This is a genomic window from Massilia mucilaginosa (genome assembly GCF_011682145.1).
Classification (GTDB): domain Bacteria; phylum Pseudomonadota; class Gammaproteobacteria; order Burkholderiales; family Burkholderiaceae_D; genus Telluria_A; species Telluria_A mucilaginosa.
Genome location: NZ_WHJH01000008.1, coordinates 152,814 through 178,467 on the forward strand (window position 1 = coordinate 152,814; position 25,654 = coordinate 178,467).

21 protein-coding genes are annotated in these 25,654 nt (G+C 67.4%); 4 read left to right on the forward strand and 17 right to left on the reverse strand.

Annotation, left to right across the window (positions count from 1 at the left end; all coding sequences use genetic code 11):
* Position 1: 1 nt before the first annotated feature.
* From F2P45_RS10115 to F2P45_RS10155, 9 genes are all read right to left on the reverse strand, one after another.
* Positions 2 to 1,213, reverse strand: a complete 1,212-nt coding sequence (locus F2P45_RS10115) for an alginate O-acetyltransferase AlgX-related protein (RefSeq protein ID WP_166873675.1) — start codon at positions 1,211 to 1,213, stop codon at positions 2 to 4.
* 1 nt (position 1,214) lies between these two features.
* A complete protein-coding gene (locus tag F2P45_RS10120) occupies positions 1,215 to 2,636 on the reverse strand; it encodes an MBOAT family O-acyltransferase (protein WP_166873678.1) in 1,422 nt (473 codons plus the stop codon).
* Between the two features lie 89 nt (positions 2,637 to 2,725).
* Positions 2,726 to 3,928, reverse strand: a complete 1,203-nt coding sequence (locus F2P45_RS10125; protein ID WP_166873681.1) for an alginate O-acetyltransferase AlgX-related protein — start codon at positions 3,926 to 3,928, stop codon at positions 2,726 to 2,728.
* Between the two features lies 1 nt (position 3,929).
* Positions 3,930 to 5,354: an MBOAT family O-acyltransferase gene (locus F2P45_RS10130; protein ID WP_166873684.1), complete on the reverse strand. Its 1,425-nt coding sequence runs from the start codon at positions 5,352 to 5,354 to the stop codon at positions 3,930 to 3,932.
* 158 nt (positions 5,355 to 5,512) lie between these two features.
* Entirely contained in the window at positions 5,513 to 6,694 is a 1,182-nt protein-coding gene (locus F2P45_RS10135) for a hypothetical protein (protein ID WP_166873687.1), read from the reverse strand.
* Positions 6,691 to 8,439, reverse strand: a complete 1,749-nt coding sequence (locus F2P45_RS10140) for a hypothetical protein (protein ID WP_166873691.1) — start codon at positions 8,437 to 8,439, stop codon at positions 6,691 to 6,693. The genes F2P45_RS10135 and F2P45_RS10140 overlap by 4 nt, the downstream gene beginning before the upstream one ends.
* A 20-nt stretch (positions 8,440 to 8,459) precedes the next feature.
* Positions 8,460 to 8,852 carry a GtrA family protein gene (locus tag F2P45_RS10145; RefSeq protein WP_166873694.1) on the reverse strand — a complete coding sequence of 131 codons (393 nt, stop codon included), beginning with the start codon at positions 8,850 to 8,852 and terminating at the stop codon, positions 8,460 to 8,462.
* A gap of 48 nt (positions 8,853 to 8,900) precedes the next feature.
* A complete protein-coding gene (locus F2P45_RS10150; protein WP_166873697.1) occupies positions 8,901 to 9,845 on the reverse strand; it encodes a glycosyltransferase family 2 protein in 945 nt (314 codons plus the stop codon).
* A gap of 156 nt (positions 9,846 to 10,001) precedes the next feature.
* Positions 10,002 to 11,534 (reverse strand): DEAD/DEAH box helicase, encoded by a 1,533-nt coding sequence (locus F2P45_RS10155; protein WP_166873700.1) that lies wholly within the window; start codon positions 11,532 to 11,534, stop codon positions 10,002 to 10,004.
* Positions 11,535 to 11,847: 313 nt separating this feature from the next.
* On the opposite strand from F2P45_RS10155, the gene F2P45_RS10160 reads away from it, so the two are divergent.
* Complete coding sequence (locus tag F2P45_RS10160) at positions 11,848 to 14,994, forward strand: ligand-binding sensor domain-containing diguanylate cyclase (RefSeq protein ID WP_166873703.1); 3,147 nt, start codon at positions 11,848 to 11,850, stop codon at positions 14,992 to 14,994.
* Between the two features lie 39 nt (positions 14,995 to 15,033).
* Here F2P45_RS10160 and F2P45_RS10165 read toward each other — a convergent pair whose 3' ends face one another.
* Entirely contained in the window at positions 15,034 to 15,795 is a 762-nt protein-coding gene (locus F2P45_RS10165; protein WP_166873712.1) for a hypothetical protein, read from the reverse strand.
* 109 nt (positions 15,796 to 15,904) lie between these two features.
* On the reverse strand, positions 15,905 to 16,522 hold the full coding sequence (locus F2P45_RS10170) for an LON peptidase substrate-binding domain-containing protein (RefSeq protein ID WP_166873714.1): 618 nt from the start codon (positions 16,520 to 16,522) through the stop codon (positions 15,905 to 15,907).
* Positions 16,523 to 16,745: 223 nt separating this feature from the next.
* Between F2P45_RS10170 and F2P45_RS10175 the strand changes: the two genes are divergently transcribed.
* Positions 16,746 to 18,530, forward strand: coding sequence for a hypothetical protein (locus F2P45_RS10175; RefSeq protein ID WP_166873716.1), 1,785 nt, complete (start codon positions 16,746 to 16,748; stop codon positions 18,528 to 18,530).
* Here F2P45_RS10175 and F2P45_RS10180 read toward each other — a convergent pair.
* Both F2P45_RS10180 and F2P45_RS10185 read right to left on the reverse strand, forming a co-directional pair.
* A complete protein-coding gene (locus F2P45_RS10180; RefSeq protein ID WP_370663231.1) occupies positions 18,505 to 18,972 on the reverse strand; it encodes a hypothetical protein in 468 nt (155 codons plus the stop codon). The genes F2P45_RS10175 and F2P45_RS10180 overlap by 26 nt on opposite strands.
* A gap of 43 nt (positions 18,973 to 19,015) precedes the next feature.
* Positions 19,016 to 19,195, reverse strand: a complete 180-nt coding sequence (locus F2P45_RS10185; protein WP_166873717.1) for a DUF6726 family protein — start codon at positions 19,193 to 19,195, stop codon at positions 19,016 to 19,018.
* A gap of 116 nt (positions 19,196 to 19,311) precedes the next feature.
* On the opposite strand from F2P45_RS10185, the gene F2P45_RS10190 reads away from it, so the two are divergent.
* Positions 19,312 to 20,022, forward strand: a complete 711-nt coding sequence (locus F2P45_RS10190; RefSeq protein ID WP_166873719.1) for an aspartate/glutamate racemase family protein — start codon at positions 19,312 to 19,314, stop codon at positions 20,020 to 20,022.
* A 238-nt stretch (positions 20,023 to 20,260) separates the two neighbouring features.
* Positions 20,261 to 21,280 carry a tryptophan--tRNA ligase gene (gene trpS, locus F2P45_RS10195; RefSeq protein ID WP_166873721.1) on the forward strand — a complete coding sequence of 340 codons (1,020 nt, stop codon included), beginning with the start codon at positions 20,261 to 20,263 and terminating at the stop codon, positions 21,278 to 21,280.
* A gap of 3 nt (positions 21,281 to 21,283) precedes the next feature.
* Here the strand turns inward: trpS and F2P45_RS10200 are convergent, their stop codons facing one another.
* From F2P45_RS10200 to F2P45_RS10215, 4 genes are all read right to left on the reverse strand, one after another.
* Positions 21,284 to 22,018: a substrate-binding periplasmic protein gene (locus tag F2P45_RS10200; RefSeq protein ID WP_166873723.1), complete on the reverse strand. Its 735-nt coding sequence runs from the start codon at positions 22,016 to 22,018 to the stop codon at positions 21,284 to 21,286.
* Complete coding sequence (locus tag F2P45_RS10205; RefSeq protein ID WP_166873725.1) at positions 21,985 to 22,527, reverse strand: hypothetical protein; 543 nt, start codon at positions 22,525 to 22,527, stop codon at positions 21,985 to 21,987. The genes F2P45_RS10200 and F2P45_RS10205 overlap by 34 nt, the downstream gene beginning before the upstream one ends.
* A gap of 96 nt (positions 22,528 to 22,623) precedes the next feature.
* The gene (locus tag F2P45_RS10210) at positions 22,624 to 22,911 is read right to left on the reverse strand and encodes a HigA family addiction module antitoxin (protein WP_166873728.1); all 288 of its coding nucleotides are present in this window, start codon (positions 22,909 to 22,911) and stop codon (positions 22,624 to 22,626) included.
* Between the two features lie 237 nt (positions 22,912 to 23,148).
* Entirely contained in the window at positions 23,149 to 25,587 is a 2,439-nt protein-coding gene (locus tag F2P45_RS10215; protein ID WP_166873731.1) for a TonB-dependent receptor, read from the reverse strand.
* Positions 25,588 to 25,654 lie beyond the last annotated feature (67 nt).

Consider the following 25,654-nt stretch of genomic DNA (forward strand, 5'->3'; position numbering starts at 1 on the left):
GCTAGGCCTGCGGCAGCGGCGCCGGCAACAGCGGCTCGGTCCCGAAGCGCAGCACGTTGTTCAAGGCGCCGCCATCGTGATACAGGAACAGGATGTCGGTGTCGGCGCGCTCGCGGTACAGGTAGGCCTTGAAGGCCGCGAGCTGCGCGGGGGTGAGCCGGCCCACCTCATTGGTGGCGAACTGCTCCACGCGGGCATAGTAGCGCGCGTACCAGGCCGATACTTTCGATCCGAACGAGTCAGAAATGATCAGCAGGCGGCGCCGCGGCGCCCTGGGATTGTCGAAGCGGCTGACGTCGCCCAGGATCTCCGTGATGTCGGCGATCTCGGGGTAGCACGCGCCGCCCCAGCAGCCCTTCACGCCCGATTTGTCCAGGTCCGGTTCGATGGTTTCGCTTTCCAGCAAGACGCCGTCGAACAGGTGCGACACGTCGGCCCGCTGGATCCGCTTGTTCTGCGCTAGCGCGGGCGCCTGGTCGAGCGGACGCTGCCAGAAATGGGTGAGCGACAGGCGCGCTACCTGGTCGAGCCCGTCGCCGGTCCAGTGGAACCAGGTCTTCGGAAACAGCAAGGCGCTCTTCTTGATCTCGCGCATTTCACTCAATGGATAGAAGATGGCCGCCGCCGCCGTCCGCTCCAGCCGCCCCGACGCGAGCATGGCGTCGATCGGGTTGACCGCGCTGGCGCACTCGCGCTCGAGAAAGCGCGGCACGTCCTCCGGATAAACCTGCGGGGCCGACGGCACCACCAGCAGTTTCGGGTCCAGGCCGGCGCCGCGAAAGGCGCGGAACAGGCGGTTCAGGTGGGCAACGTTCGCGTCGTCGGCCCTTGCCCGGCTACAAATGGTGGTCAGGGCCTGGTACGGCCGCATGCTGGTGTTGTGGGCCGACAGGAAATAGCGGCCGTGGCGCCCGGCCGCCATCTGCACCGTTGGAAACTCGCGGAACAGCTTGAAGCGCAGGCGGTTGTTGTACTGGAGCAGGGGCAGGCGGTAGCCGAAATGGTCGTTGATCCAGGCTTCGAGCAGGGGCGGCGTGTCCAGCAGCTCTGCGATGCTGGCCGGGCGCGGCGGCAACTGTTTGCGGTTGGGATTGGGGTCGGCCGGCTTGGTGACGGCGTCGTATACCGAGATCAGCCCCGGCAACGCCAGCAGCGCCACCACCATGATCTTGCCGGCATTGCGTCCCAACATGGCGAAAACAGGGTGGCGCATATCAGAAGCGGTAATAGATGAAGGGATTGTAGGTGCCGGCCGCCAGGCTGGCGACGCACATCAGCGCCAGCGCGGCGGTCAGCGCGGCGTGGCCGGCATGCGCCAGCACGGGCGGCAGGCGCGCGGCCGGCGCCGCATCGGCGGCGCCCTGCTGCGCGGTGCGCGCGCTTTGCCAGCGCCAGCAAGCCAGCCCGGTCCCCACGGCCAGCGCCAGCAGCGCGCTGCTGCCCACGTCCATGCGGTACGGGCGAAAGTAGGCCTGGGCGTCGTGGCCGCCGAACATGGCGCCCAGGTACTTGAGCGCGTACGGCACGTCGCTGGCGCGGAAGAAGACCCAGCCGATCATCACGCACAGCATGGTCCAGGCTTGCCCGAGCAGGCCGGGCAGGCGCGCCAGCAGGGCCGCGCCGCCCAGCCGTTCGAGCACCAGCAGCGCGCCGTGCCACAGGCCCCAGATGACAAACGTCCAGGCCGCGCCATGCCACAGTCCGCACAGGAAGAACACCAGCGCCAGGTTGAAGTAAGTGCGCACTGGCGAGACCCGGTTGCCGCCCAGCGGAATGTAGACGTAATCGCGGAACCAGCTCGACAGGCTGATGTGCCAGCGGCGCCAGAAGTCGGTGATCGAGGTGGCCGCGTACGGGCGGTTGAAATTGGGCGGGTAGCTAAACCCGAGCATGTGGCCGATCCCGATCGCCATGTTCGAGTAGCCGGCGAAGTCGAACAGAATCTGGATCGTGTAGCAGGCGATGCCCAGCCAGGCCGAGGCCGCGTTAAGCTGGGCGGGATCGTTGGCGAAGACATTGTCGGCGCCCAGCGCCACGGAATTGGCGATCAGCACCTTCTGCGCCAGGCCCAGCACGAACAGGCGAAACCCCATCCACAGGCGCGCATTGGTGATGCTGCGCTGCTCGACTTCGGCGGCGATCTGGCGGTAGCGCACGATGGGGCCGGCGATCAGTTGCGGGAACATGGCCTTGTACATGGCAAAGCGCAGGAAGCTGCCTTGCGCGGCGATGTCGCGGCGGTATACGTCGATCAGGTAGGAAATGCCCTGGAACACGAAAAACGAGATCCCCAGCGGCAGCACGATGGCCGGCAGCGCGCCTTCGCGCAGGCCGACGGCGTTCAGGATGCCGGCGAAAAAGCCCAGGTATTTGTAATAGCCCAGCATCGCCAGGTTCAGCCCGATCCCCAGTCCCAGCAGCAGCTTGCGGCGGCCGCCGGCGCGCGCGATCAGGCAGCCGAAGCTGTAGTTCAGGAAGGCCGACAGCAGCAGCAGCGGCACGAAGCGCGGCTCGCCCCAGGCGTAGAACACCAGGCTGCCGATCAGCAGGACAGCATTTTTCCACGGCAAAACGTAATACAGCAGCAGGAAGCCGGGGAAAAAGTAGAACAGGAAAACGGCTGAACTGAAAACCATGATGTCTCGTCACCGGAAAACAGCGGCGGCGCGCAGGGTGCGCGCCGCCCGGCATGCGTGGGTAAATGTCAAACGCCCAGGCCGCTGCCTCAGGGTGCGGCCGCCAGCGGATCCGGCAGGATCCCCTGGGTTCCGAGAAGCAGCACGTCATACATGGCGCCGCCGTCGTGATACACGAACAGGATGTCGGTATCGGCCCGGTTACGGTAGATATACGCCTTCATCGCTGCGATCTGCTGCGGGTTGAGCTCGTAGGTATGGGTGGTGCAGAAATGCTCGACCTCGCCGTAATAGCGCGAATTCCATTGCGCCAGCTTGGCGCCGAAGGAATCCGAAATGATCAGCAGGCGGCGCTTGGGCGCGTTCGGGTTGTGGAAGCGGCTGACGTCGCCCAGCACGCGCGCCACGCCCGGCATCTCCGGATAGCAGTCGGCACCGTAGCACGCCTTGATGCCGGACGCGCCATGGTCCGGCTCGGTCAATTCGGTGTCGAGATTGACCCCGATGACCATGTGGCCCAGGTCCGAGTGGCCCATGTAGGTGCGCACCTTCAGCGGCGGCTGGTCGAGCGGGGTCTGGAAGAAGTGGCTCAAGGTCAGGCGCGCGACCTGGTCCAGGCCCTCGCCGTTCCAGTGGAACCAGGTCTTCGGGAACAGGGTCGCGTTTTTACTGATCTCGCGCATTTCCTTGAGCGGATACAGGATCGACTTGCGCGCTTCCGGCAGCAGCTCGGGCGAGGCCAGCACGCGCGCGGGGGGCGTGTCGGTGCTGGTGCATTCTTTCACCAGGTCGGCCGGGACGTCGTCCGGATACACCGCCGGGGACGAGGCCACCACCAGCAATTTGGGGTCCAGCCCGGCCGCGTGGAAGGCGGTAAACAGCTTGTTCAGGTAGGGAATCGTGCTGGCGTTGGCCTTGCCCTTGCTGCACACGGTGGTCATGGCCTGGTACGGGCCGACGGTCTTGGCGTGCGCCGCCATGAAGTAGCGTCCGTTCTGGCCGTAGGCCAGCTGAACCGACGGAAACTCGTGGAACAGGTAAAAGCGCATGATGTTGTCGGCCATGATGAAACGCCCGCGCAGGCCGAAGTGATCGCTCACCCAGGCCGTGACCTTGGGCGGCATTTCCATCAGTTCCTGGAGCGTATGCGGGCGGGCCGGCAGCGGCGTCAGGTTGGGGTCGTTCGGCTTGCGGGCCGCCTTGACCGAGATCAGCGCCGGCACCGCCAGCATGACAATGATGCAGATCTTGGCGGAGTGGCGGCCCACCCGCGCGAGCACAGTCGAGCCCATGTCAGAACCTGAAGTAGATGAAGGGATTGTAGGTACCGGCCGCCAGGCTGCTGATGCACAGCAGCGCCAGCGCGGCCGTCGCCAGCACGCTGGCGCTGTTGGCGAGGGCGCCGCTGCGCGCAGCGACGATGGCCGGGACCGCCTTCGCCTCGCCCTTCTCGCCCGGCCCGGCGCGCAAACGCCAGCAAGCGAGCACGATGCCGATGGTCAGCGCGATGGTGGCGGTGACGGTGAGGTTGTGGCGCCACGGATGGGCGTCGGCCACGCCGTCGTAGGCGCCGAACATGCTGCCCAGATACTTGAGCGCGTACGGCACGTTGTCGGCGCGGAAGAACACCCAGCCGACCATCACGCACAGCATGGTCCAGGCTTGCGCCACCACGCCGGGCAGGCGCGCCAGCAGGGCCGCGCCGCCCAGGCGTTCGAGCACCAGCAGGGCGCCGTGCCACAGGCCCCAGATGACAAACGTCCAGGCCGCGCCGTGCCACAAGCCGCACAGGAAGAACACCAGCGCCAGGTTGAAGTAGGTGCGCACCGGCGAGGCGCGGTTGCCGCCCAGCGGAATGTAGAGGTAATCGCGGAACCAGCTCGACAGGCTGATGTGCCAGCGGCGCCAGAAATCGGTGATCGAGGTGGCCGAATACGGACGGTTGAAGTTGGGCGGATAGGTAAAGCCGAGCATGTGGCCGATGCCGATCGCCATGTTCGAGTAGCCGGCGAAGTCGAACAGGATCTGGATCGTGTAGCAGGCGATCCCGACCCAGGCGCCGGGGGCGTCGAGTTTGGACGGATCGACCGCGAAGATCTGGTCGGCCGGCAAGGCTACGTAGTTGGCGATCAGCACTTTTTGCGCCAGGCCCAGCACGAACAGGCGGAAACCCATCCAGATCCGTTCATTGGTCAGCGAGCGCTGGTCGACCTCGTGGGCGATCTGGCGGTAGCGCACGATCGGGCCGGCGATCAGTTGCGGGAACATGGCCTTGTACATGGCAAAGCGCAGGAAGCTGCTTTGCGCGGTGATGTCGCGGCGGTACACGTCGATCAGGTAGGAAATGCCCTGGAACACGAAAAACGAGATCCCCAGCGGCAGCACGATGGCCGGCAGCGCGCCTTCGCGCAGGCCGACGGCGTTCAGGATGCCGGCGAAAAAGCCCAGGTATTTGTAATAGCCCAGCATCGCCAGGTTCAGCCCGATCCCCAGTCCCAGCAGCAGCTTGCGCTGGCCGCCGGCGCGCGCGATCAGCCAGCCGAAGCTGTAGTTCAGAAATGCCGAGAGCATCAGCAGCGGCACGAAGCGCGGCTCGCCCCAGGCGTAGAACCAGAGGCTGCCGATCAGCAGGACGGCATTTTTCCATGGCAGGACGTAATACAGCAGCAGGAAGCAGGGGAAGAAATAGAACAGGAAAACGGCCGAACTGAAAACCATAAGATGTCTCGTCAGATAAAAACGGCGTCGTTGGCGGCGCTGGATAAGCGCGCGATTATAGCATCGCCTTGTTGCAATAAATCGATAGTTGCCAAGAAACAATCGTGAGAATCGGCGATTCATCCCGGCGTCCGCTACGGCGTCCGCTACGGCGTCCGCTACGGCAGCATGTTTTCGGTTCCGAGGCGCAAAGTGTCGTACATGGCGCCGCCATCGTGGTACAGGAACAGGATGTCGGTGCCGGCCGGCTCGCGGAACAGGTAGGTTTTCAGCTCGGCCATTTGCTGGGGCGAGAGCTGGTCGACCCGGTTGGTGGCCATGTGCTCGACCTGGCGGTAGTAGCGCGCATACCAGGGCGCGATCTTGATCCCGAAGGAGTCGGAAATGATCAACAGGCGGCGCGCCGGCGCGCGCGGATTGTCGAACCGGCTGACATCTTGCAGGATGCGCGCGGCCGCCACTTCCGGATAGCAGTCGCGCCCGATGCAGGCCTTGACGCCGGAGGCGTCCAGGTCGGGTTCGACGATCTGGCTCTTCAGGCTGACGCCCGCGAACAGGTGCGACACATCTGAGTTCGCGCGCCGGCTGCGGGTGGCCAGCGGCGGCCCCTGCTCCAGCGGACGCTGCCAGAAGCGGGTGAGGGTCAGGCGCGCCACGTCGTCCAGCCCGGCGCCGGTCCAGTGGAACCAGGTGAGCGGGAACAGGGTCGCGCTTTTCTTGATTTCGCGCATTTCCTTGAGCGGATACATGATATTGCTTGACGCCGCGGGCAGCAGTTCTGGCGCCGCCAGCACGCCGGTGACGGCGGTCCGCTCGCCGGCGCACTCGGCCACCAGCTGGGGCGGCATGTCTTCCGGGTGGACCGCCGGGGCCGACGGCACCACCAGCAGTTTCGGCTGCAGCCCGGCGGCGTGGAAGGCGCCGAACATCTTATTGAGGTAGGGGACGGTGCTGGCATTGGCCACGCCCTTGCCGCACACGGTGTGGATGGCCTGGTAGGGCGCGCCCTTGGCGCTGTGGGAGGCGAGGATATAGCGGCCGTGCTGGCCGACCGCCATCTGGTTGGTCGAGAATTCATGAAACAGGTGAAAGCGCACGATCGTGCCGAGCCGGATGAACACCCTGCGCCCGCCGAAATGGTCGGCCATCCAGGCGTCGAGGATTGGCGGCGCGGCGGTCCAGTCCGCGAAGCTGACCGGCCGCGCCGGCAGCTGCGCCAGGTTGGGGTCGGCCGGCTTGCTCAGGGCGCGCTGGAGCGACAGCAGCGCCGGCAGTCCCAGCAAGGCAATGATCCAGATCTTGGCAGAATGCCGGCCCATGCGCACTGCAAAGGTGCTCATGGCAGCCTGGCCACTTCGCACAGTTGATACGGATCGCTGGCGCCGCCGCCGAAGCGGGCGTCGTACACGACGCAGCTCGCTTCATTGAAGCCGAGCTTGTAGCGTTCGAGCACCTGCGCGCCAGCGTCGTACAGGCGGCGCAGGCGCTGCGCGGTCTCGGGCTCGGGCGCCGGGGCGCCCCTGCGCGGGCCCGGCGGCAAGCCGGGGGCGGTGATCATCACGTACAGCGGGCCACGGCGCGCGGCCACCATCTGCGCGACGCGCTCGGCGAAGGCGGGCGACTCGGGAAAGCCCGAGCCGAGCGCGGCGAACGCCAGGCGGTTCGGAAAACTCGGCACCATCCACGACATCGGCGGATCGCCATGCACGGTAAACACCATGCTCTGTTCCGGTTCGGCAAACGCCGGCACCTGCACGGTAAAACTTTTCTCGCCATTGTAGTGATGGCCCCAATCCACGCGCGGCAGGCCGGCGATGGCGGAGAGCACGATGCACCAGGCGCCGATCGCGCGCGCCACCGGCAAGCTGCACAGGCGGTGCAGCAGCAGCCACAGCACCAGCGGCGCCAGCAGTTCGAGCGGCACCATGTAGCGGTAGATCCCGAACAGCTTGAGCCAGATCAGGTACGAGAGTGCGAAAAACACCAGCAGCAGGCGCGCGCCGGGGGCCTCGCCCGCGGCCACGATGGCGCTGGCGGGAGCGGGAGCGGCCAGCCACATCCGGCGCAGGCGCTGGGCGATCAGCGCGATGAAGGCGATGTAGACCAGCGGCCAGATGATCTGGGTCATCGGCAACTCGATCACGCGGCGCGAATTGAAGGTGAAGATGAAGGGCCACAGCAGCGCTTCGAGCGCGCTCTTGGGCACCCAGCCCATGTCGGCCACGGCGATCTGCGAGGCCAGCGGCGCCTTGAAGATATTGTTAAATTGGGGGAACAGGGGATTGCCGAACTGTTTCCACATCAGCCAGTACCAGTGGCCGGCGGTGGCGCCGATGCCGGCCAGGGTGCCCAGCCCGAACACGAAGGCGGTGGTAAACCGCCGCCACAGCGACACGCGCAGGGTCAGCAGCGCCAGGCACAGGGCCAGCGCATAGTTGGCATTGGTCAGCTTGAGCCCGGTGCCGGCGCCGATGATCAGCCCGGCCAGGGCGGCGATCATGGCCGCGCGCGCGCCGCCGGCCAGCAGTTGCGGCCACTGGCGCAGCAGCAGCGCGATGGCGCCCAGCACGGTCAGCGAGGTCAGGTTGTCGCCCATGGTGTTGCCGAGCTGGGTCAGGAAGGAAAACCCCATGCAGCCGGCCACGGCCAGCAGCAGCGGCAGGCGGTAGCGCGTGGTGGCGAGCGCGGCCGGCTCGCCGGCGGCGCCCAGCACCTGGCGCACGATCAGGACCAGCAGCACGAAATTGAGCCCGTGCAGGAAACCCATCACAAAGCCGGTCACGCGGGTCGGAAAATGCGAGGCCAGCCCGTAATACAGCAGGTCGATGGTGGGGTTGAAATAGCTCTGGAACTGGCCCGGATTGAGGTCGAAGCCGATCTTGTCGTTCAGGAAAGCGTACGGGTTATACCAGTGATAATTGCGCAAGTCCCAGTTGGCGTCCTGCCCCAGCGCCATCGAGACCAGGCCGGCCATGAACGGCCCAACCCACATGGCCAGGCGCAGCATGCGGGCGCGGTCGAGCCCGTCCCATAGGCGCAGCGCGCCGGCGTCCACACGCGAAATTGCCCGAGTCACGACATTCATGCATTACCTGCGATAAAGAGTTACGATTTACGTTGAAAGACGAACCAGCGCGCGCCGACGAAATTGACCGCCATGCCGGCCAGCGAACCGGCGCACACGCCCCAGTAAGGGATGTGCGGCACGCCGGAAAACAGCCAGACGATGGCGCTGTAGGTGGCGAAGTTGACCGCCCCGCCGCCGCTCATGGCCAGCAGGTAGCGCCACCATTCGGTCCACAGCGAGATGCCGGCCGGGTGAAAGGTGTAGCGCCGGTTGATCTGCCAGGTGGCGAACACCGCGCACAGGAAGGACAGCACGCGCCCGGCATATGGATCGAGGCCGGCGCTGCGCGCCAGCGCCAGCACGCCCAGGTCGACCAGCAAGCCGGCCACCCCGGCCGCGCCGAAGCGCAGCAGCTCGCTAGCGAGCTTCATGCCGGCACTGCGGGAGGCGTGGCGGGGACGCCGGCCCGAGCGCCGGGCTCAGGCATGTTTGACACGCGGCGCCGAGATGGCCAGATAGGCGAAGCGCTTCTGCTCGATGCGGCCCTTGGTCACGGTGTCGAGGATCAGGCCGCAGTTGAGCGAGATCACGCCGAACAGGCTGAGCGCGACCGACAGGATCGCGGTCGGCAGGCGCGGCACCAGGCCGGTGGCCAGGTAGGTCTGCAGCAGCGGCACGGCAAGGCCGACCGCCGCCAGCATGAAGGCGAAAAACGCCAGCGAGAAGAAGGCCAGCGGCTTTTCGGTCTTGAACAGCTTGATGATGGTCCACAGGATGCGGATGCCGTCGCGGTAAGTGTTGAGTTTGCTGACCGAGCCTTCCGGACGCGAACGGTAGATGGTTTCGACCTCGGCCACCGGCATGCGCAGTTCGAGCGCGTGCACGGTCAGTTCGGTTTCGGTTTCGAAGCCGGCCGAGTGCGCCGCGAAGGACTTGGCGTAGCGCCGCGAAAACACGCGGTAGCCCGACAGCATGTCGGTGAAGGTATTGCCGAACACCGCCGCGACCGAGCCGGTCAGCAGGCGGTTGCCGAAGCGGTGGCCGAAGCGGTAGGCTTCCTGCTCGGTCGACACGCGCGTGCCGACCACCATGTCGAGTCCCTCGTCGACCAGCTTTTCGGCCAGCTTGGGGGCCACGCTGGCGTCGTAGGTATTGTCGCCGTCGACCATGATGTAGATGTCGGCGTCGACATCGGCGAACATGCGCCGGATCACGTTGCCCTTGCCCTGCAGGGGCACATTGCGCACCACGGCGCCGGCCTCAAGCGCCAGGCGCACGGTGGCATCCTTGGAATTGTTGTCGAAGACGTACACCACCGCCTGTGGCAGGCAGGCATTGAAGTCGCGAACAATCGCGGCAACCGTCAGTTCCTCGTTATAACAAGGCACGAGGATGGCGATGCTTTGATTACTTAGTTTGTTCATGGCTATACAGTGATAAAAAAGAGAAACGCCGCGGCGCGCGACCAGGGGCCACACGCACGGCGGCATTACATTTAGGCAAATTATACATCCCGACAACACGCCGAAGGAACAAACGTGGTGCGCGCCGTGCCGGCGCCACCGGTCGCGCCCGGCTGCTTACTGCTTGGGCGAACCGCCCAGCAGCACGGCGATCTTCTGCTTGGGCTTGGCGCTGGTGGCGACCTGGTCGGTCACGGCCGGCGTGCTCTTCTTGGCCGGTTCGTACGGGGTCAGGAACCACGGGTCGACTTTTTCGCGGCGCGGATACGGCGCCGAGCGGCCCGACGACGCGCCGCCGGCACTGCGCTCGCTACTGCCCGAGGAGCTGAAACTGCGCTCGCCGCCGCGTTCGCGCTCGGGCGGACGGCTGGACGAACGCGCGCCGGCGGCAGCGGCGCTGTCGTCGCGGCGCGGACGGCGTTCGCCCGGGGACGACTCGGTGCGCCCGCTGGCGGCGGCGCTGCCCGCCACGAAACCGGCCAGTTCGCCGCGCGTGATGGTCTGCTTGATCAGTTTTTCGATATCGACCAGCAAGCGCTCGTCCTTGTCCGAAAACACCGACAAGGCGTCGCCCGAGGCGCCGGCGCGGCCGGTGCGGCCGATCCGGTGCACATAGTCTTCGGCGTTGTACGGCAGGTCGAAGTTGATCACGCACGGCAGGTCGGAAATATCGAGTCCGCGCGCGGCCACGTCGGTGGCGACCAGCACGTCGATCTCGCCCTTTTTAAAGGCGTCGAGCGCGGCCATGCGTTCCTGCTGGGTCTTGTCGCCGTGGATCGCGGTGGCCTTGATGCCGCCCTGCTCCAGGTGGCGCGACAGGCGCGAGGCGCCGATCTTGGTGTTCGAGAACACCAGCACCTGCTTGAGGTCGCGTCCGCGGATCAGGAATTCGACCACGTCGCGCTTGGCTTCGTCGGCGACCTTGTAGACGATCTGGGTGACCTTGTCGGCGGTGGCGTTGCTGCGCGCCACTTCGATGGTGACGGGGTCGGTCAGGAAACTGTTGGCCAGCTTCTTGATTTCCGGCGAGAAGGTGGCCGAGAACATCAGGTTCTGGCGCTTCTTCGGCAGCAGGTTGATGATGCGCTGCAAGTCCGGCAGGAAGCCCATGTCGAGCATGCGGTCGGCTTCATCCATGACCAGCATCTGGACCTGGCCCAGGCTGACGTTTTTCTGTTCGATATGGTCGAGCAGGCGGCCCGGGGTGGCGATCACGATCTCGACGCCGCCCTTGAGGATGATGGTCTGGCCCTTCATGTCCATGCCGCCGAACACCACGGTCGAGCGCAGCGGGGTGTGCTGGGCGTAGGCCTTGACGTTCTCGGCCACCTGCACGGCCAGCTCGCGGGTCGGGGTCAGCACCAGCGCGCGCACCGGATGGCGCGCCGGCGACATGCTCGGGCTGGCGTGGGCCAGCAGCAGCTGGATGATCGGCAGCGAAAAACCGGCGGTCTTGCCGGTGCCGGTCTGGGCCGCGCCCATGACATCGCGGCCCTGCAGCACAATCGGAATGGCCGCGGCCTGGATCGGCGTCGGATGGATGTAGCCCTGGTCCGTCAGTGCGCGCAGGATCTCCGGCGCAAGGCCGAAATCGGCGAACTTGACGGTGGGTGCACTGTCGGCTTCGATGGTAATCGGTGTTTCAGACATAAGTTTTCCGGGCGTGGGTTCAATCTGCTCTACGCCCGGACAGGCCGACGCGGGGAACTTCCAGGATGGACGGGAACGAGCCGGCGTAGTGGCAAGACCGGTGGCCAGCTCGAATAGTGCCACGACAGCGTCGGCAGAACCGGGCGTACGGACGTAGATGCAATAATAGTGCCGTAAACGATACCCTAAATCCCGGCAACTGTACATCGATAATACATCTTGAAAGAGGTATTGCCGCACAACCAACTTGGTTTACACTGCCCGGGTTCCCCGGCATTCCCGGGGTGGCCGGTACTGTAGACACCTATTTGCCATGCTCAGCGTATTTACCGCCTTCGCGCGTCACCCGTTCGCCCCGCCGCGCCTGCTGCTGTGCGCCCTGCTGTGTGTCATGCTGGGCGCCGGCGCCGCCCAGGCCGGCACCACCCCGACCTCGCCGCTGCGCTTCAAGCGCCTGCCCTCCTTCGATTCGAGCGAGCTGTCGATCCTGGCCATGCTGCAGGACCGCCAGGGCTTCGTCTGGATCGGCACCCATAGCGGCGGGCTGTACCGTTACAACGGCTACCACGCGGTCAAGTACGCCAGCAACGCCAACAGCGGCGGCAACCTGCCGCACGACCGCGTCTCCGACCTGTACCAGGACGCGGCCGGCACCATCTGGGTGGCGACCCAGAACGGGCTGGCGCGCTTCAATCCCGAGACCAACAATTTCACGCGCTTCGTGCCGCCGCCGGGGCCGGCGTCGCAGCGCATCGTCAAGAAGATCATCGGCGACGGCAAGGGCGGCATGTGGCTGGCCACCTGGGGCGGCTTGCAGCACTTCGATCCGGCCGCTGCCCGCTTCACCCTGCACCTGCACGACGCGGCGCGCCCCGGCAGCCTCGCATCGAACGACCTCAACGCCATCGCCATGGATGCCGGCGGCGGCCTGTGGGCGGCCACCTGGCCGGGCGGGCTCGATTACCTGGCGCCCGGCGCGCGCGATTTTCTGCACTTCCGGGTCGACCGGCCGGAGGCGCCCGATCCCAAGCTCAACATCGTGCGCGCCCTGCACTTCGCGCCCGACCGCACGCTCTGGATCGGCACCGAAACCGGGGTGGTGAGCTGGCGCGCCGGCCAGCCGTGGAGCACGCGCCGGCAGGTGGCCTCGCCCGCCACCCGCATCAACACCCTGTACGGCGACCGCAACGGCACGATCTGGGCCGGCACCCTGGGCGCCGGCCTGCTGCGCTGGGATAAAAGCGACGACCGGAGCAGCGCCAAGGCCGTCCATTACGTGCACCGCGCCAACGATTCCTACAGCCTGCCGTCGGACGATATCCGCGCCGTCATGCACGACCGCAGCGGCATGCTGTGGATCGGCTCGATCACCGACGGCATCAGCCTCGTCAACCTGAACAGCGAAGGCTTCCAGCGCTTCATTCCGTTCGACGTCGACGCCAACAACCTGCGCCCCAACAATGCCATGCGCGCCATGGAAGGCGCGCCCGGCGGCCGCTTGTGGCTGGCCAATAACGCCGGCCTGTCGCTGTTCGACAGCGCCAGCGGCGCCGTGCTGCGCAGCTACCGCGCCGAGGCCAGGCCGGACCCGGAGCATGCCGCGGCGGGCGCGCCGCCCAGCGCACTGAGCAGCAATATCGTCTACAGCCTGTACCAGCAGCCGGACGGCCCCTTGTGGATCGGCACCTCGGCCGGCCTGAACCGGCTCGACGCGCTCGACGCGCCGGTGCGGGTGGTCAGCTTCGGCTCGGTCGGCAGCGACTTCATCAATACGATCGCCCCGGCCGCCGGCGGCGCCCTCTGGATCGGCACCGGCCAGCACGTGCTGCGCTACGACCCGGCGAGCGGGCACAGCACGCCCTACCCGTCCGACCCGGCGCGCCCGGGCAGCCGCAGCGTCAGCGGCACCACCAGCATCGTCGAAGACAAGCTCGGGCGCGTATGGATGGGTTCGGAATGGGGCGGCGGCGGGCTCGACGTGCTGGACCAGGCCAGCGGCAACTTCCGCCACCTGCGCCAGCGCGCGGGCGATGCGCGCTCGCTGTCGGACAACAACGTGGTCTCGCTGTACCAGGACCCGCAGGGACGGCTGTGGGCCGGCACCGCGCGCGGCGTCAACCAGATCATGACCGACGCCCGGGGCGCGATCAGCTTCCGCCGCTACGACGGCCCCGACAGCGTAGGGCCGCTGAAGATCCTGGCGATGCGCAGCGACCGCGCCGGCCAGTTATGGCTGAGCACCGCGAATGGCTTGCTGCGGCTCGATCCGGACAGCGGCAAGGTGGCGCGTTTCTCCGCCGCCGATGGCTTGTCGGAAGGGTTTTCCTCGGGCGCCGCGCACGCCGCGCCGGACGGGCGCCTGTATTTCGGCGGGGTCAAGGGCATCACCGGGGTGACCCCGGCGGCGGTGCGCAGCGTGTCCTCGCCGCCGCAGGTGGCCATCACCGACATCAGCGTGTTCAACCGCTCGCTGCGCGACGGGCGCGCGGTGCCGGGCCTGAAACTCGAGGGCCCGGTGACGGCGCCAAGCAACCTGACCCTGGCCGGCGACGGCTCGGTGTTCTCGATCGAATTCGCGGCCCTGCACTTCACCGATCCGGTACGCAACACCTACGAATACCGGCTCGACGGTTTCGACCGCGCCTGGGTGCTCACCGACGCCGCGCACCGCAGCGCCACCTACACCAACCTCGACCCGGGCAAGTACACGTTTTCGGTGCGCGCCGCCAATCACCAGGGCGTGCGCAGCGAGAACGCGGCCAGCATGACGGTGACGATCCTGCCGCCCTGGTGGAAAACCTGGTGGTTCCGCACCATCCTCGCCCTGCTGGCGCTGGGGCTGCTGAGCGCGGCGTACCGCGCGCGCGTGCGCGACCTGACCCGGCGCCAGAAGCAGTTGCAGCACATGGTGGCCGAGCGCACCGCCGAGCTGGAAGCGAGCAATGCCAAGCTGGCGGCGCTGTCCTCCACGGACGGGCTGACCGGCATCAACAACCGGCGCGGCTTCGACAACGCGCTCGAAGCCGAATGGCGGCGCGGCGCGCGCAACGGCTATCCGGTGGCGCTGGCGATGCTCGACGTCGACCATTTCAAGAGCTACAACGACCATTACGGACACCAGGCCGGCGACCAGTGCCTGCGCGCGGTGGCCGGCGTGATCGCGGCCCATGCGCGGCGTCCGTCGGACCTGGTGGCGCGCTACGGCGGCGAAGAATTCGCCCTGCTGGCGCCCGCCACCAGCGTGGCCGAAGCGCACGAACTGGCCAGCGCGCTGTGCCTGGCGCTGGAAAAGCTGGCGCTGCCGCACGCCAAGTCGCCGTATGGGGTGGTGACGATCAGTATCGGGGTGGTGTCGCTGATGCCGGACGAGAGCGGTGGGCCGGAACAACTGATCGAACATGCCGACCGCGCCATGTACCGCGCCAAGACCGAGGGGCGCAACCGGGCCTTGTGCGCCTGAGTTGGCCGTGCGCCTGCGCTTGGCCTGGCGCGCCGGCCCTCAGCGCTTCCAGCCGCGGTCGCGCGCGGCGCGTTCGGCGATCGGGTCGAGCGGCTCGTCGGCGCGCCGCGCGATCGCGCCGCTGACCGCCTGCGGCATGCCGTCGCCGGGGCTGCGGTACTCGCCAGGCGCGCCGTCCATGCCGGCGAAGACATCGAGCTGCCAGCCGCCGCCGTCGATGCGGCAGGCCAGCCCGCCGCCGTTGGCGACGCGGAAACTGCGGCAGTAGCCGCCTTCCCTGGACAGGAAGCTGGCGCCGATGCGCACCGGGGCGTCGGCCGCCGGGGTCCCCGACAATTGCTGGGTCAGCGCCTGCGCCAGCGCGCCGCGCGCCATCATGGCGGCGCCGTCGCCGTCGCCGTCGCCCAGCACCAGCGGGACCGGCTGGACCGCGTAGCCGAGCCCGGCGCCGGCCAGCACGGCGGCCGACAGCATCGCCCCCAGCTTGGCCCAGGCCGGCCACGACCAGATCTGCGGCACGTCTTCCACGGCCGGCGCCGCCACGCCGGCCACGCGCGCGTTGCGTACCGCATGCAGGTGCACCACCTTGGCCGAGCGCGGCGCCTGCGCCTGGCGCTGGGCCGCGCCGTCGGCGCTGCCCGGCCCGAAACCGGCAAAGGCATTGCTGTGCTGGGTCAGGAGCAGGCGCACCCGGGCCGCCAGCAGCGGGTCCTCGCGCAGGGCCGCCTCGACCGCCTGGCGGGTGTCCTCGCCGAGCGCGCCGTCGGCGTAGGCTTTCAGGATTTCATCGGAAAAGCTCATACTGCCATCCTCGTCTGATCGGGGCGCCCGTGCGGCAGGGGCAAAAGTCGCTTCCCTGTATCTTATCATTGCCCCATGCCCGCGCACGATGCGCCCCCCGCAACACGGTTCAGGACGTGATCAGGCCATGTTCGTCCAGCATATCGTGCAACAATTCGAGCCGGATCACCGGGTTGTCCAGCATCAGCAAGCGGTATTTCTGGTCGTTCGGCAAGGGCAGCAGGTCGCACCAGCGGTTCGCGACCCAGCCGCAGTCGTCCAGGCGGAACGGCGGCAGCACCGGCCAGCGCTGCTCGGGCACCTCGTCGAGCGAGGCCAGCACGCGGTCGAGCGCGTCGGCCGCGCCCTGCAGCTCGGACGGCACCGGCACCGGATGGTCGTCTTCGACAAGTTTGGTCTCGGCCATCCACAGGCCGTTCGGACGGCGTTCGCTGGCCAGGATGCGAAAGCGCGCGCCGCCGCGGCAACTGACCTGCATCAGCCCGGGCGCGCTCATCGTACTGTCGTGCACCGAGGCCAGGGTGCCGGCCGGGTGAAAACGCTCCTGTCCCTCGGGCGTGCGCACCTCGTGGCCCTCGGTCAGCAGCACCACGCCGAACGGGCTGCCGCTGGCGATGCACTTGCCCACCATGTCGAGATAGCGCACTTCGAAAATCTGCAAAGGCAGCACGCCGTCCGGAAACAGGACTGTACCAAGAGGAAACAGAGGGAAAGTGAGGGTCGCCATGAGCCCATGATGCCAGAATCCGGGGCGGCAGCGAAGCACGATTGTCACGCGCTGTGGTGGCGTGTGTGTATCGCCATTTTACTTTTTTTACATCAAGCAACCCCTTTTTGCGGCCGCTTCCGTTACATTCCATGTCCCGCCAATGCGCAATAGTCGCTGCGGGCAAACAACAAGAAGACACAAGAAAATACAAGAAAAGACAGAAATCAGGAGAGCCACCCCCATGTCGCACATTTTTGCGGCCGGCCTGGCGTTGCTGCTGCTCACGGGCTGCCAGCAGCGCGCCAGCGAGCCGGCGCCACCGAAAACCCTGCACGCGTTCGAGGACGACGCACAGCTGGAGGCGTTTTTCAAGGACCAGCCGGCAGCGGCCGGGCCGCTCGACGCGGCAGCGCCGGCGCCCGCAGGCGCCCTTGCACAGCGCGACAGCGCCCTCGCCGCCGAGCACGGCAGGCACCTGGTGCTGCTGCGCCGCGGGCGCCTGTTTACCGTCGAGATCGGCAAGGACCAGCTCAAGCCGGTGGCGGCGCTCGATGCCTTCGCCCCCGGCGGCGCCGGGATGAGCCGCTATGACGAGCTGATCGTGTCGGAGGACACGCTGGCGGTGATCGGCTACAGCGAAGCGGAGCGCAGCACCGGCATCAACCTGTTCGACATCGACGCCGGCGGCCGCCTGGCGTTTCGCGCCAGCTACCTGCTGCGCGCCGGCGACGGCGCGCCGGGCAGCCTCGCCATCAGCCAGATCGACAGCAAGCTGGTGCTGTACGCAGCGGGCGCGCCCGATCCGCTCGGCGCCGACCCGCTGGCCGTGCTGCCGGCGCTGCGCGCAGGTCCGGCGCCGTTCGGGCGGATCATTCCGGCCAGCCGCGTGTACCGCCTCGACGCCGCCATCGACAGCCGCCTGGCGCTGCACAGCGTCACCGTGTGCGACCTGGCCACGCGCACGCTGCGCTGCGACGCCAGCACCGTGCTGGCGCCGCGCGCGCGGGCCGTTTACATGGCCTCGCAAGCGCTGTATGTATGGACGCTGCCGTACGCGGGCGAGTCCGGCGCCGGACTGGTGCGCATGCCGTTCAACGGTGGCGCGCCGGGCGCGGTGCGGGTCGCGGGCGCCCCGCACGACCGCTACTCGTTCCACGAAAGCGCGGACGCCCACCTGAACGTGCTGGTGGGCGCGGACGGCGCCACCCGTTCCTGGCGCAGCCAGGGCGGCGCCGGCGCCCTGGCCTTGCTGCGCCTGCCGCTGCAAGCGTTTTCCGACGGCAGCGAGCGCGCGCCCATGGCCAGCTACAAGGACTTGCCCGATTTTTCCTCGGCGCCGCTGCGCAACCGCTTCATCGGCCCGTGGCTGGTGTACGGCGGCGCGGCCGGTAGCGCCGACGGCCGCGCGCCGCTGTACGCGCTGCGCTGGGATGGCACCGGCGGATTGCAGCGCCTGCAACTGGCGCACCCGGTCGAGCGCATCGCGGCCATGGGCGTGGACGCGGTGGTGGCCGGGCAGGCGCGCAGCGCGCTGCACCTGAGCAGTATCAGGCTGGGAGCGGGCCCGGACCAGCCGGCCACCGTGGCCAGCACCTATGTCCATCCGAACGCCCAGGAAACGCCGGCGCCGGTCCAGGAGCCGTATTACGCCGCCCAGCGCCCCGGCCAGGGCATGCTCGGCCTGGCGATCGTGGAAGCCGCCCGGCCGGACCAGAGCGACGGCGCGATCGGCGCGGTAGCCGGCGCGACATCTGGCGCGGTAGCCGACGCGGTAGCCGACGCGGTAGCCGACGCGGCATCGGTGCTGTACCTGCGCAACACCGCGCTCAAGCTGCGCGAACTGGGCGCGCTCAAGGCCCAGCACGACGCGCCCGGGGACCAGGCGGCCTGGTACGGCAACGCCCGTCCGCTGTTCGTGCAGGGACGCATGTTTGCCCTGCTGGGCGATGAACTGGTGGAAGGCAAGCTGAAAAACGGCCGCCTGCGCGAAGCGCGGCGCATTAACTACGCTCCGGCGGCCCCTTGATCGCGTAACCACGCAGCGCCTGTTCGAGCGCGTACAGGCGCCAGCGCAGGCGGTCCGGTCCGGGGTTCGGATGGATGCTCACGAGCACCGTCAGCTCGCCGCTGACGCGCGCGCTGCACGGCAACTGCAATTCGGTGGCGCGCTCGAAGGGCAGGCGGAATTCCTGGCCCGGCATCAGGCGCAGGCCGCCGACCTGGTGCGGCACGCTGTCGCTGTTCCTGAGCAGCAGCACGTCGCGCAAGCCCACGGTCAGGCGCACCACCGGCGGCAGCACCTCGGCCCTGTCGCCGGCGCGGCGGCGTTCGGCGGCGTGTTCGGGAATGTCGAGCAGGAAATCGCGGCTGCCCGGGCGGATCGGCGCCATCGCGGCCCACACCAGCAGCAGCAGGAACGAGGCGAGCAGGAGCGAGGCGAGCCAGTGGCGGCGCAGGTACTGTTCCACGCTCAGCGGCCCGCCGGCGGAGCCGGTGTCGGCAAGCGCAGCGTCAAGGATCGATCACCGCGGCGCAGGCGTCGGTCGGCAGCGCGGCCACGTGCCCGACCACGGGAACCATCTTGATCACGGCCGAACCGACGCGGCAAGGCGCCGCCAGCACGCCGCAACCGCTCAGCACGGCCGGCAGCAGGAGGATGGTAGCGATACGGCAAACCAGGCGGGCATTCATCGTGAAATCCGGGGAAAGTGAGGGTGAGAAAGAATTGTAAATGGCGCGCTACAATGGCGACAACCATTTAGAGGTAACAAAACGTTTGTGCGCCACATAGTGATAGGATGGAGTCAATGAATTCAGCCACCCGTGAGCTACATATCGGCATCGTTGCCTGCTCGGCCGAGGGGGCGGCGCTGTGCTACCGCACCATCTGCCACGAGGGCGCGCGCCAGCTCGGCCCCTACGAGCATCCGCAACTGACCATGCATTCGCACGCGCTGGCCGCCTACATGCGCTGCATCGACGCCGACGACTGGGCGGGCGTGGGCGAGCTGATGCTCTCGTCGGCGCACAAGCTGGCCAGCGCCGGCGCCGATTTCCTGATCTGCCCCGACAACACGATTCACCAGGCGCTGGCGCCGATCCTGGCGCGCTCGCCCCTGCCGTGGCTGCACATCGCCGACGTGGTGGCCGACGAAGCGCTGGCGCGCGGCTACAAGCGCGTCGGCCTGACCGGCACGCGCTGGCTGGTCGAGAGCGAAGTCTATCCCGACCGCTTCGCCGCGCACGGCCTGGCCACAGTGCGCCCGGGCCTGGCGGCGCGCGTGGAAATCAACCGCATCATCATGGACGAGCTGGTCAACGGCGAATGCAAGCCGGCGGCAATCGCCTATTTCCAAAAAACCATCACACGAATGAAAGATGGCGGCTGCGACGCGGTCGTGCTGGGCTGCACGGAAATCCCGCTGATCATGAACAACAGCAATTCGCCCCTGCCCACGCTCGATTCGACCCGGCTGCTGGCGCGCGCCGCGCTGCGCCATGCGATCGGACAGGAATGACAGGCCGGCGGCCGGCCGGCCCGGCCTGCGCGGCCCGGCCTGATTGACACGGCCGCCCAAAACTGCGACGATACGAGCATGACAACGTTTAACTCACATGCCCGGTATTTGAATTGGTGGCTGCGCTGACATCGCGCGGCGCTTGCACCATCATGTGTTTTCCATGAACGCCGCCTCGATTGGGCGGCGTTTTTTATGAGCGTTTTCCGATAGGGGCACCCACCCAAGGACTATCGAAATGTCTTCACCCGCATCGACCGCAGCACCCATCATCCTGACCGGCGACCGTCCGACCGGCCCCCTGCACCTCGGCCACTACGTCGGCAGCCTGCGCAACCGCGTGACTTACCAGCGCGACTATCGCCAGTTCATCATGCTGGCCGACGCCCAGGCCCTGACCGACAATATGGACGACCCGGCCAAGGTCCAGCGCAATGTGATTGAAGTGGCGCTCGATTACCTGGCGACCGGGATCGACCCGGCCCAGTCGACCATTTTGATCCAGTCGCAAATTCCGGAGCTGGCCGAACTGACCTTTTACTACCTGAACCTGGTGACCGTGGCGCGCCTCGAGCGCAACCCGACCGTGAAGGAAGAAATCCGCCTGCGCGGCTTCGAGCGCGACATTCCGGCCGGCTTTTTGACCTACCCGGCCAGCCAGGCGGCCGACATCACCGCGTTCAAGGCGGTGCTGGTGCCGGTCGGCGAAGACCAGGTGCCGATGATCGAGCAGACCAACGAAATCGTGCGCCGCTTTAACCGCATCGTCAATCAGGACGTGCTGGTCGAAGCCAAGGCGCTGGTACCGGAAATCGGCCGCCTGCCCGGCATCGACGGCAAGGCCAAGATGAGCAAGTCGCTCGGCAACACGATCAACCTGTCGGCCACGGCCGATGAAGTGCGCGCGGCCGTCAAGAAGGTCTACACCGACCCGCTGCACCTGCGCGTGGCCGATCCCGGGCATATCGAAGGCAATATCGCGTTCGCCTACCTGGACGCGTTCGATCCGGAAAAGGATGCATTGGCCGAGATGAAGGCGCACTACCAGCGCGGCGGCCTGGCCGACAGCATCGTCAAGGCGCGCCTGGAAGCGGTGTTGCAGGAGTTCCTGGCGCCGATCCGCGCCCGCCGCGCCGAGTTCGAAAAGGACCGCGGCCACGTGATGCAGATCCTGAAAGATGGCACGGCGCGCGCACGCGAAGTGGCGGCGCGGACGGCCGATGAAGTCAAGCGCGCGATGGGGCTGAGTTACTTCTGATCCTCAGCGGTAGCGCGCCAGGATGGCCTCCACGCTGCCATCCTCGATCAAGCCGTTGATGGCCTGGTCGACGTCCTCGAACGGCACCCCGGCCTTTTTCGAGAACGCGCACTGCGCCTTGAACGAGGCGAACACCAGGTCCTGGCGCAGCTTCAGGGCCTTGTTGATGCGCATCTGGTACGCCAGCGTCGCCTGTCCGATCACGGTATGGCGCACGCTGCCGGCCATCAGTTTGCGCAAATTTTCTTCCATGGTCACCGATTCGCTGCGCTGGAAGCGCAATCCCAGCACCTGCTCGACGCGCGGATAACGGTAGCCGGACACCGTGCCGACCGGGCGGTCGCGCAGGTCGGCCAGCGAACGCACCGGCGGCGCGCCCTGCTGCGAAGCGACCACTTCGGCGTCCGGGATGAGCGGACGGCTCCAGTCGAAATGCCCGTCGATCCAGAACGGGCGCACGTAGCAGATGCCGTCGGCCGTGCCGGCGTCGAGGGTGGCGCTGACCTGGTCTCCGCTCACGCTGATCCAGGCGATGCCACGACCCAGGCGGCGCGCGATGGCCTCGCCCAGATCCTTGAGGATGCCCCCGGTCAGCTTGTTATTCTGGAAACGGGTCAGCGGCATGGTCTGGTTCAGCGGCGCGATCATGACCAGCTGCGCCTCCGCGCTGGCGCTGGCGGCGAGCGGGGCACAGAGAGGGACAATCAGCGCGAAGAGGCAGGCGGGTCGCTTGAACATGGGCTGGCAAGGTGGTCGGACGGTAGCTCTAATGTACCATCGGCAACGCTTTCGAACCCATTTCTTTCGTGCAAATCATACAGACTCACGGTGTCGGCACGGCGGATTTGCCACAGGCGCCACAAGGCCAGCATCAGCAGGCCAGCGGGACCGCCAAAATAGCGCAGCCAGTTGCCGGCGATGCGCAGATCCGTCAGGGACAGCGGCACCCTGAACAGCGCAAAAGCCAGGAACAGCGCGCCGCACACGTAGCCGGCCAGCACCCAGCGCGGCGTCGCGATGAGCAAGTCTGAAATATGCCACGCGGTCCAGCCCAGGGAACCCAGGCTCAGCCAGCCCATCACCACCACGCCGGCAAAGATGGCTTGCGGCGAAGCGAATGCGAGCGCGCTGGCGGCGGCCCCTCCCAGGACGACGGCGCCGCCCGCTATGGTGAGCAGGCACCAGCCCAGCAGCGCCGGAAACGAGCACAGTGCAAGGACGATGGCAAGTAGTCGAAGGGGGTGCATGGGGAGGGGGAATGGCTAAAAGGCGATCATACCTCACCCGCGAACGCCCCCGGCCGCCGTCAGGAAAATCAGCGTTGTCGTCGTTGACACCGTTAATCACGAGGCAGGGGCTAGCTCAGTCCCGTCAACATCCATCTTCTCCAGATTCTTCCGCGCCAACATCAAACTATGCGCGGTCTGCATCCCCATCCACGCCTCTGCCGACAAATCAAACACTTGCGATAGCCTGACAGCCATCGCGGCGAACAGCTCGGCTTTTCCGGAAATGACACGGGAAACGCTGGATTTATCCACTTGCAAACGCTTTGCCAGCTCGCTTTGCGTCATGCCCAGCGGTTCAAGGTAGACCTCGCGAAGATACTCGCCCGGGTGCATGGTGATCATATGCCCTCCAATAGTGCGCGTTGCGCAACATGCAACAATCAATTCAAAAAACGTCAATTGGCAGTACCGCCGCTCATGGACGGGTATCCAATGTTGGCCGCTTCAGAATACAACGTCAGCGATCGACTCGGAAGTCGAGCGTCAGCCTGAAGTGCATAACAGCCTGCGTTTCTAAATGCGGGGCAGCGGTACTGAAGGATTGCGCAGGCACGACCGCAATCCCGCCCGCCCCCGGCCTCAGAAGTCGAGCGCCGCCGACAGCACCACGCTGCGCGGCGCACCCGCGATCAAGGTGCCCCAGGTCGAGGCGCCGGCCCAGTAATCCTTGCCGGTCGCATTGCGCACGCCGGCGCGCAGCACCAGCGGCCGGCCCGACACCGTAGTACGGTAGCGCGCACCGACGTCGACGCTGGTCCAACTGTCGAGACGCTGGGTGTTGGCCTGGTTGGCGTACTGGGCGCCGCTGTGCTGCAGCGCGCCGGTCAGGGTCAGGCCGGGCAGCTGCGCCAGGTCCCACTCGGCGCTCATGGTCACGTGCAGTTTGGGCACGCCGACCGCCGTCTTGCCGAGCGTGGCGGCGCTGTTGGTCTTGACCAGCTCGGCGTCGGTCCAGCTGGCGCCGCCGGACAGGCGAACCGCCTCGCCCAGCTTGCCGTAGGCGTTGACTTCGATGCCGCGGTTGCGCTGTTCGCCATCGGCGGCGTAGCGGTTGGCGGTGAGCTGGCCGCTCGGACGGGTGATCTGGAACAGGCTCACGCTGGTCACCAGGCTGCCATGGTCGACCTTGGCGCCGATCTCGTTCTGCTTCGCCTTGTACGGGGCGAATGCTTCGCCGGCGTTGACGGCGGTATCGGGCGCGCTGTCGCCCTTGCTCAGGCCGCCGATGTGGTTGGCATACAGCGACACCTGGCGCCACGGTTTGAGCACCACCCCGGCCATCGGCGTGACCGCGCTGCGCTCGTACTGGGCGCTGGTCGCGCCGGACGCGCCGAAGGTGTCGGCGCGGATGGTTTGATGGCGCAGGCCCAGCATCACTTGCAGGCGCTGGTCGAACATGGACAGCATGTCGGCCAGCGCCACGCCGCCCAGGCGGTTGGTCGAGCGCTTGCTCACCAGCGCCGGCGGGGCGACGTCCTGGGCCGGCCGCACCACAGGCATATACATGTTCGAGGTGTACAGGCGGCCGGCCTGGGTGCCCATCGCCAGACGGTCTTCGTACTGGCTCCACTCCAGGGTGAGCTGATGCTTGACCGGGCCGCCGGCAAAGCGCGCGCGCAGGCCGGCGCTCACCGAGCTGCGCTCGACGTCGAACACGGCGCGGGTCGGCAGCACGCTGGTGTCGCCGGCGGCGTTGACGATCGAGGGCGTGTTGAACAGGCGCTCGACGTCGCTGCGGGCGGTGCCGGCGCTGGCGAACAGGGTCAGCTGCTCGTGCGCCTGGTAGTCGGCGCGCAGCAGGGCCGAGCGCTCGCGGCTGTCGTACCATTCCCAGCGCTGGGTCAGATTGGTGCGGCCGCCGGGCGCGCGCGGCACGGCCAGGCCGGCGCTCAGCGACGGCCGGCGCGACGGGGCGTCGACGTCTTCGCGCTGGTCGATCAGGTCGAGCGTGGCGCGCAGGCGTTCGCCCTGGTAGTCCAGCGCCAGCGCGCCCAGGCTGGCCTTGCGCGACTGATTGTCGATGGCGGTGTCGCCGCCGCGGTGGCTGGCGTTCAGGCGCGCGCCGAAGGCGCGCTCGGGCCCGAAACGGCGCGCCAGGTCGGTCTTGAGGCCCGCTTGCGCACTGCTGGCGTAGTCGGCCTGCACCCGGGTCAGGTCGGCGCCGGCGCGCTTGGGCACGACGTTGATGCTGCCGCCCACGCCGCTGTTGGGCGACATGCCGTAGACCATGGCGGCCGGGCCCTTGAGCACGTCGACCCGTTCGGCGTAGTCGGCCAGCAGGCGGTAGTTGGGGGCGACCCCGTACAGGCCGTCGAAGGCGATTTCGCCGATGTTGTTATCGCCGATGGCAAAACCGCGGATGAAAAAGGAATCGGCCACGTCGCCGCTGGGGGCGGTGCTGCGCACCGAAGGGTCGCGCGCGACCACGTCGGCGATGGTGGCGGCCTGCTGGTTGTCGATGGCCTGGGCGGTGAAGCTGGTCAGGTTGAACGGGGTGTTCATGGCGTCGACGTTGCCGAGCATGCCGAGGCGGCCGCCGCGCGCGACCTGGCCGCCGGCGTAGGCGTCGGGCAGCTCAAAGGCCGAGGTGTCAGCGCTGGCGGTCACGGTCACGCCGGGCAGGGTTGCCGCTGTTGCCGCCGCTGCTGTTGCCGATGGCGCCGGGGCCGCTGGCGGCACCGACTTTTTTAGCGTGTAGCTGCCGTCGGCGCGCGCGGCCAGTTCCAGGCCGCTGCCGGCCAGCAGGCGCGCCGCCGCTTCGCGCGCAGGGTAGCTGCCCGTCAGCGGGGCGGCGACGAGGCCCTCGGTCAGGGCCGGGTCGAACGAGAGCGCGATGCCGGCGTTGACGGCAAAGCCCGACAGCGCGCGTCCGAGCGGGCCGGCCGGGAGCTTGTAGCTTTGCACGGGAGCGCTGTCGAGCGTGACGGGAGCGGCGCCGGCCAGCGGCGCGGCCAGGGCCAGGCCGAGGCAGGCGATGCGGATGGCGTGATGGAGTCGGGTCGGACGTGGGTGCGGCATGGCGGAGTTCCTTTGCGTGAAAATGGTGGGTTCACGATGCAGGCCAGCCGAGCCGGCAAAAAGTATC

What these genes read in the sequence shown, in the direction of transcription:
- F2P45_RS10200 (WP_166873723.1), bottom strand. Translation starts at nt 22,018, where the DNA reads ATGTTCAAGCGACCCGCCTGCCTCTTCGCGCTGATTGTCCCTCTCTGT.
- F2P45_RS10135 (WP_166873687.1), bottom strand. Translation starts at nt 6,694, where the DNA reads ATGAGCACCTTTGCAGTGCGCATGGGCCGGCATTCTGCCAAGATCTGG.
- F2P45_RS10120 (WP_166873678.1), bottom strand. Translation starts at nt 2,636, where the DNA reads ATGGTTTTCAGTTCAGCCGTTTTCCTGTTCTACTTTTTCCCCGGCTTC.
- F2P45_RS10185 (WP_166873717.1), bottom strand. Translation starts at nt 19,195, where the DNA reads ATGAATGCCCGCCTGGTTTGCCGTATCGCTACCATCCTCCTGCTGCCG.
- F2P45_RS10150 (WP_166873697.1), bottom strand. Translation starts at nt 9,845, where the DNA reads ATGAACAAACTAAGTAATCAAAGCATCGCCATCCTCGTGCCTTGTTAT.
- F2P45_RS10145 (WP_166873694.1), bottom strand. Translation starts at nt 8,852, where the DNA reads ATGAAGCTCGCTAGCGAGCTGCTGCGCTTCGGCGCGGCCGGGGTGGCC.
- F2P45_RS10130 (WP_166873684.1), bottom strand. Translation starts at nt 5,354, where the DNA reads ATGGTTTTCAGTTCGGCCGTTTTCCTGTTCTATTTCTTCCCCTGCTTC.
- F2P45_RS10115 (WP_166873675.1), bottom strand. Translation starts at nt 1,213, where the DNA reads ATGCGCCACCCTGTTTTCGCCATGTTGGGACGCAATGCCGGCAAGATC.
- F2P45_RS10170 (WP_166873714.1), bottom strand. Translation starts at nt 16,522, where the DNA reads ATGGCGACCCTCACTTTCCCTCTGTTTCCTCTTGGTACAGTCCTGTTT.
- F2P45_RS10175 (WP_166873716.1), top strand. Translation starts at nt 16,746, where the DNA reads ATGTCGCACATTTTTGCGGCCGGCCTGGCGTTGCTGCTGCTCACGGGC.
- F2P45_RS10140 (WP_166873691.1), bottom strand. Translation starts at nt 8,439, where the DNA reads ATGAATGTCGTGACTCGGGCAATTTCGCGTGTGGACGCCGGCGCGCTG.
- F2P45_RS10210 (WP_166873728.1), bottom strand. Translation starts at nt 22,911, where the DNA reads ATGATCACCATGCACCCGGGCGAGTATCTTCGCGAGGTCTACCTTGAA.
- F2P45_RS10165 (WP_166873712.1), bottom strand. Translation starts at nt 15,795, where the DNA reads ATGAGCTTTTCCGATGAAATCCTGAAAGCCTACGCCGACGGCGCGCTC.
- F2P45_RS10205 (WP_166873725.1), bottom strand. Translation starts at nt 22,527, where the DNA reads ATGCACCCCCTTCGACTACTTGCCATCGTCCTTGCACTGTGCTCGTTT.
- F2P45_RS10160 (WP_166873703.1), top strand. Translation starts at nt 11,848, where the DNA reads ATGCTCAGCGTATTTACCGCCTTCGCGCGTCACCCGTTCGCCCCGCCG.
- F2P45_RS10125 (WP_166873681.1), bottom strand. Translation starts at nt 3,928, where the DNA reads ATGGGCTCGACTGTGCTCGCGCGGGTGGGCCGCCACTCCGCCAAGATC.
- F2P45_RS10155 (WP_166873700.1), bottom strand. Translation starts at nt 11,534, where the DNA reads ATGTCTGAAACACCGATTACCATCGAAGCCGACAGTGCACCCACCGTC.
- F2P45_RS10190 (WP_166873719.1), top strand. Translation starts at nt 19,312, where the DNA reads ATGAATTCAGCCACCCGTGAGCTACATATCGGCATCGTTGCCTGCTCG.
- F2P45_RS10215 (WP_166873731.1), bottom strand. Translation starts at nt 25,587, where the DNA reads ATGCCGCACCCACGTCCGACCCGACTCCATCACGCCATCCGCATCGCC.
- trpS (WP_166873721.1), top strand. Translation starts at nt 20,261, where the DNA reads ATGTCTTCACCCGCATCGACCGCAGCACCCATCATCCTGACCGGCGAC.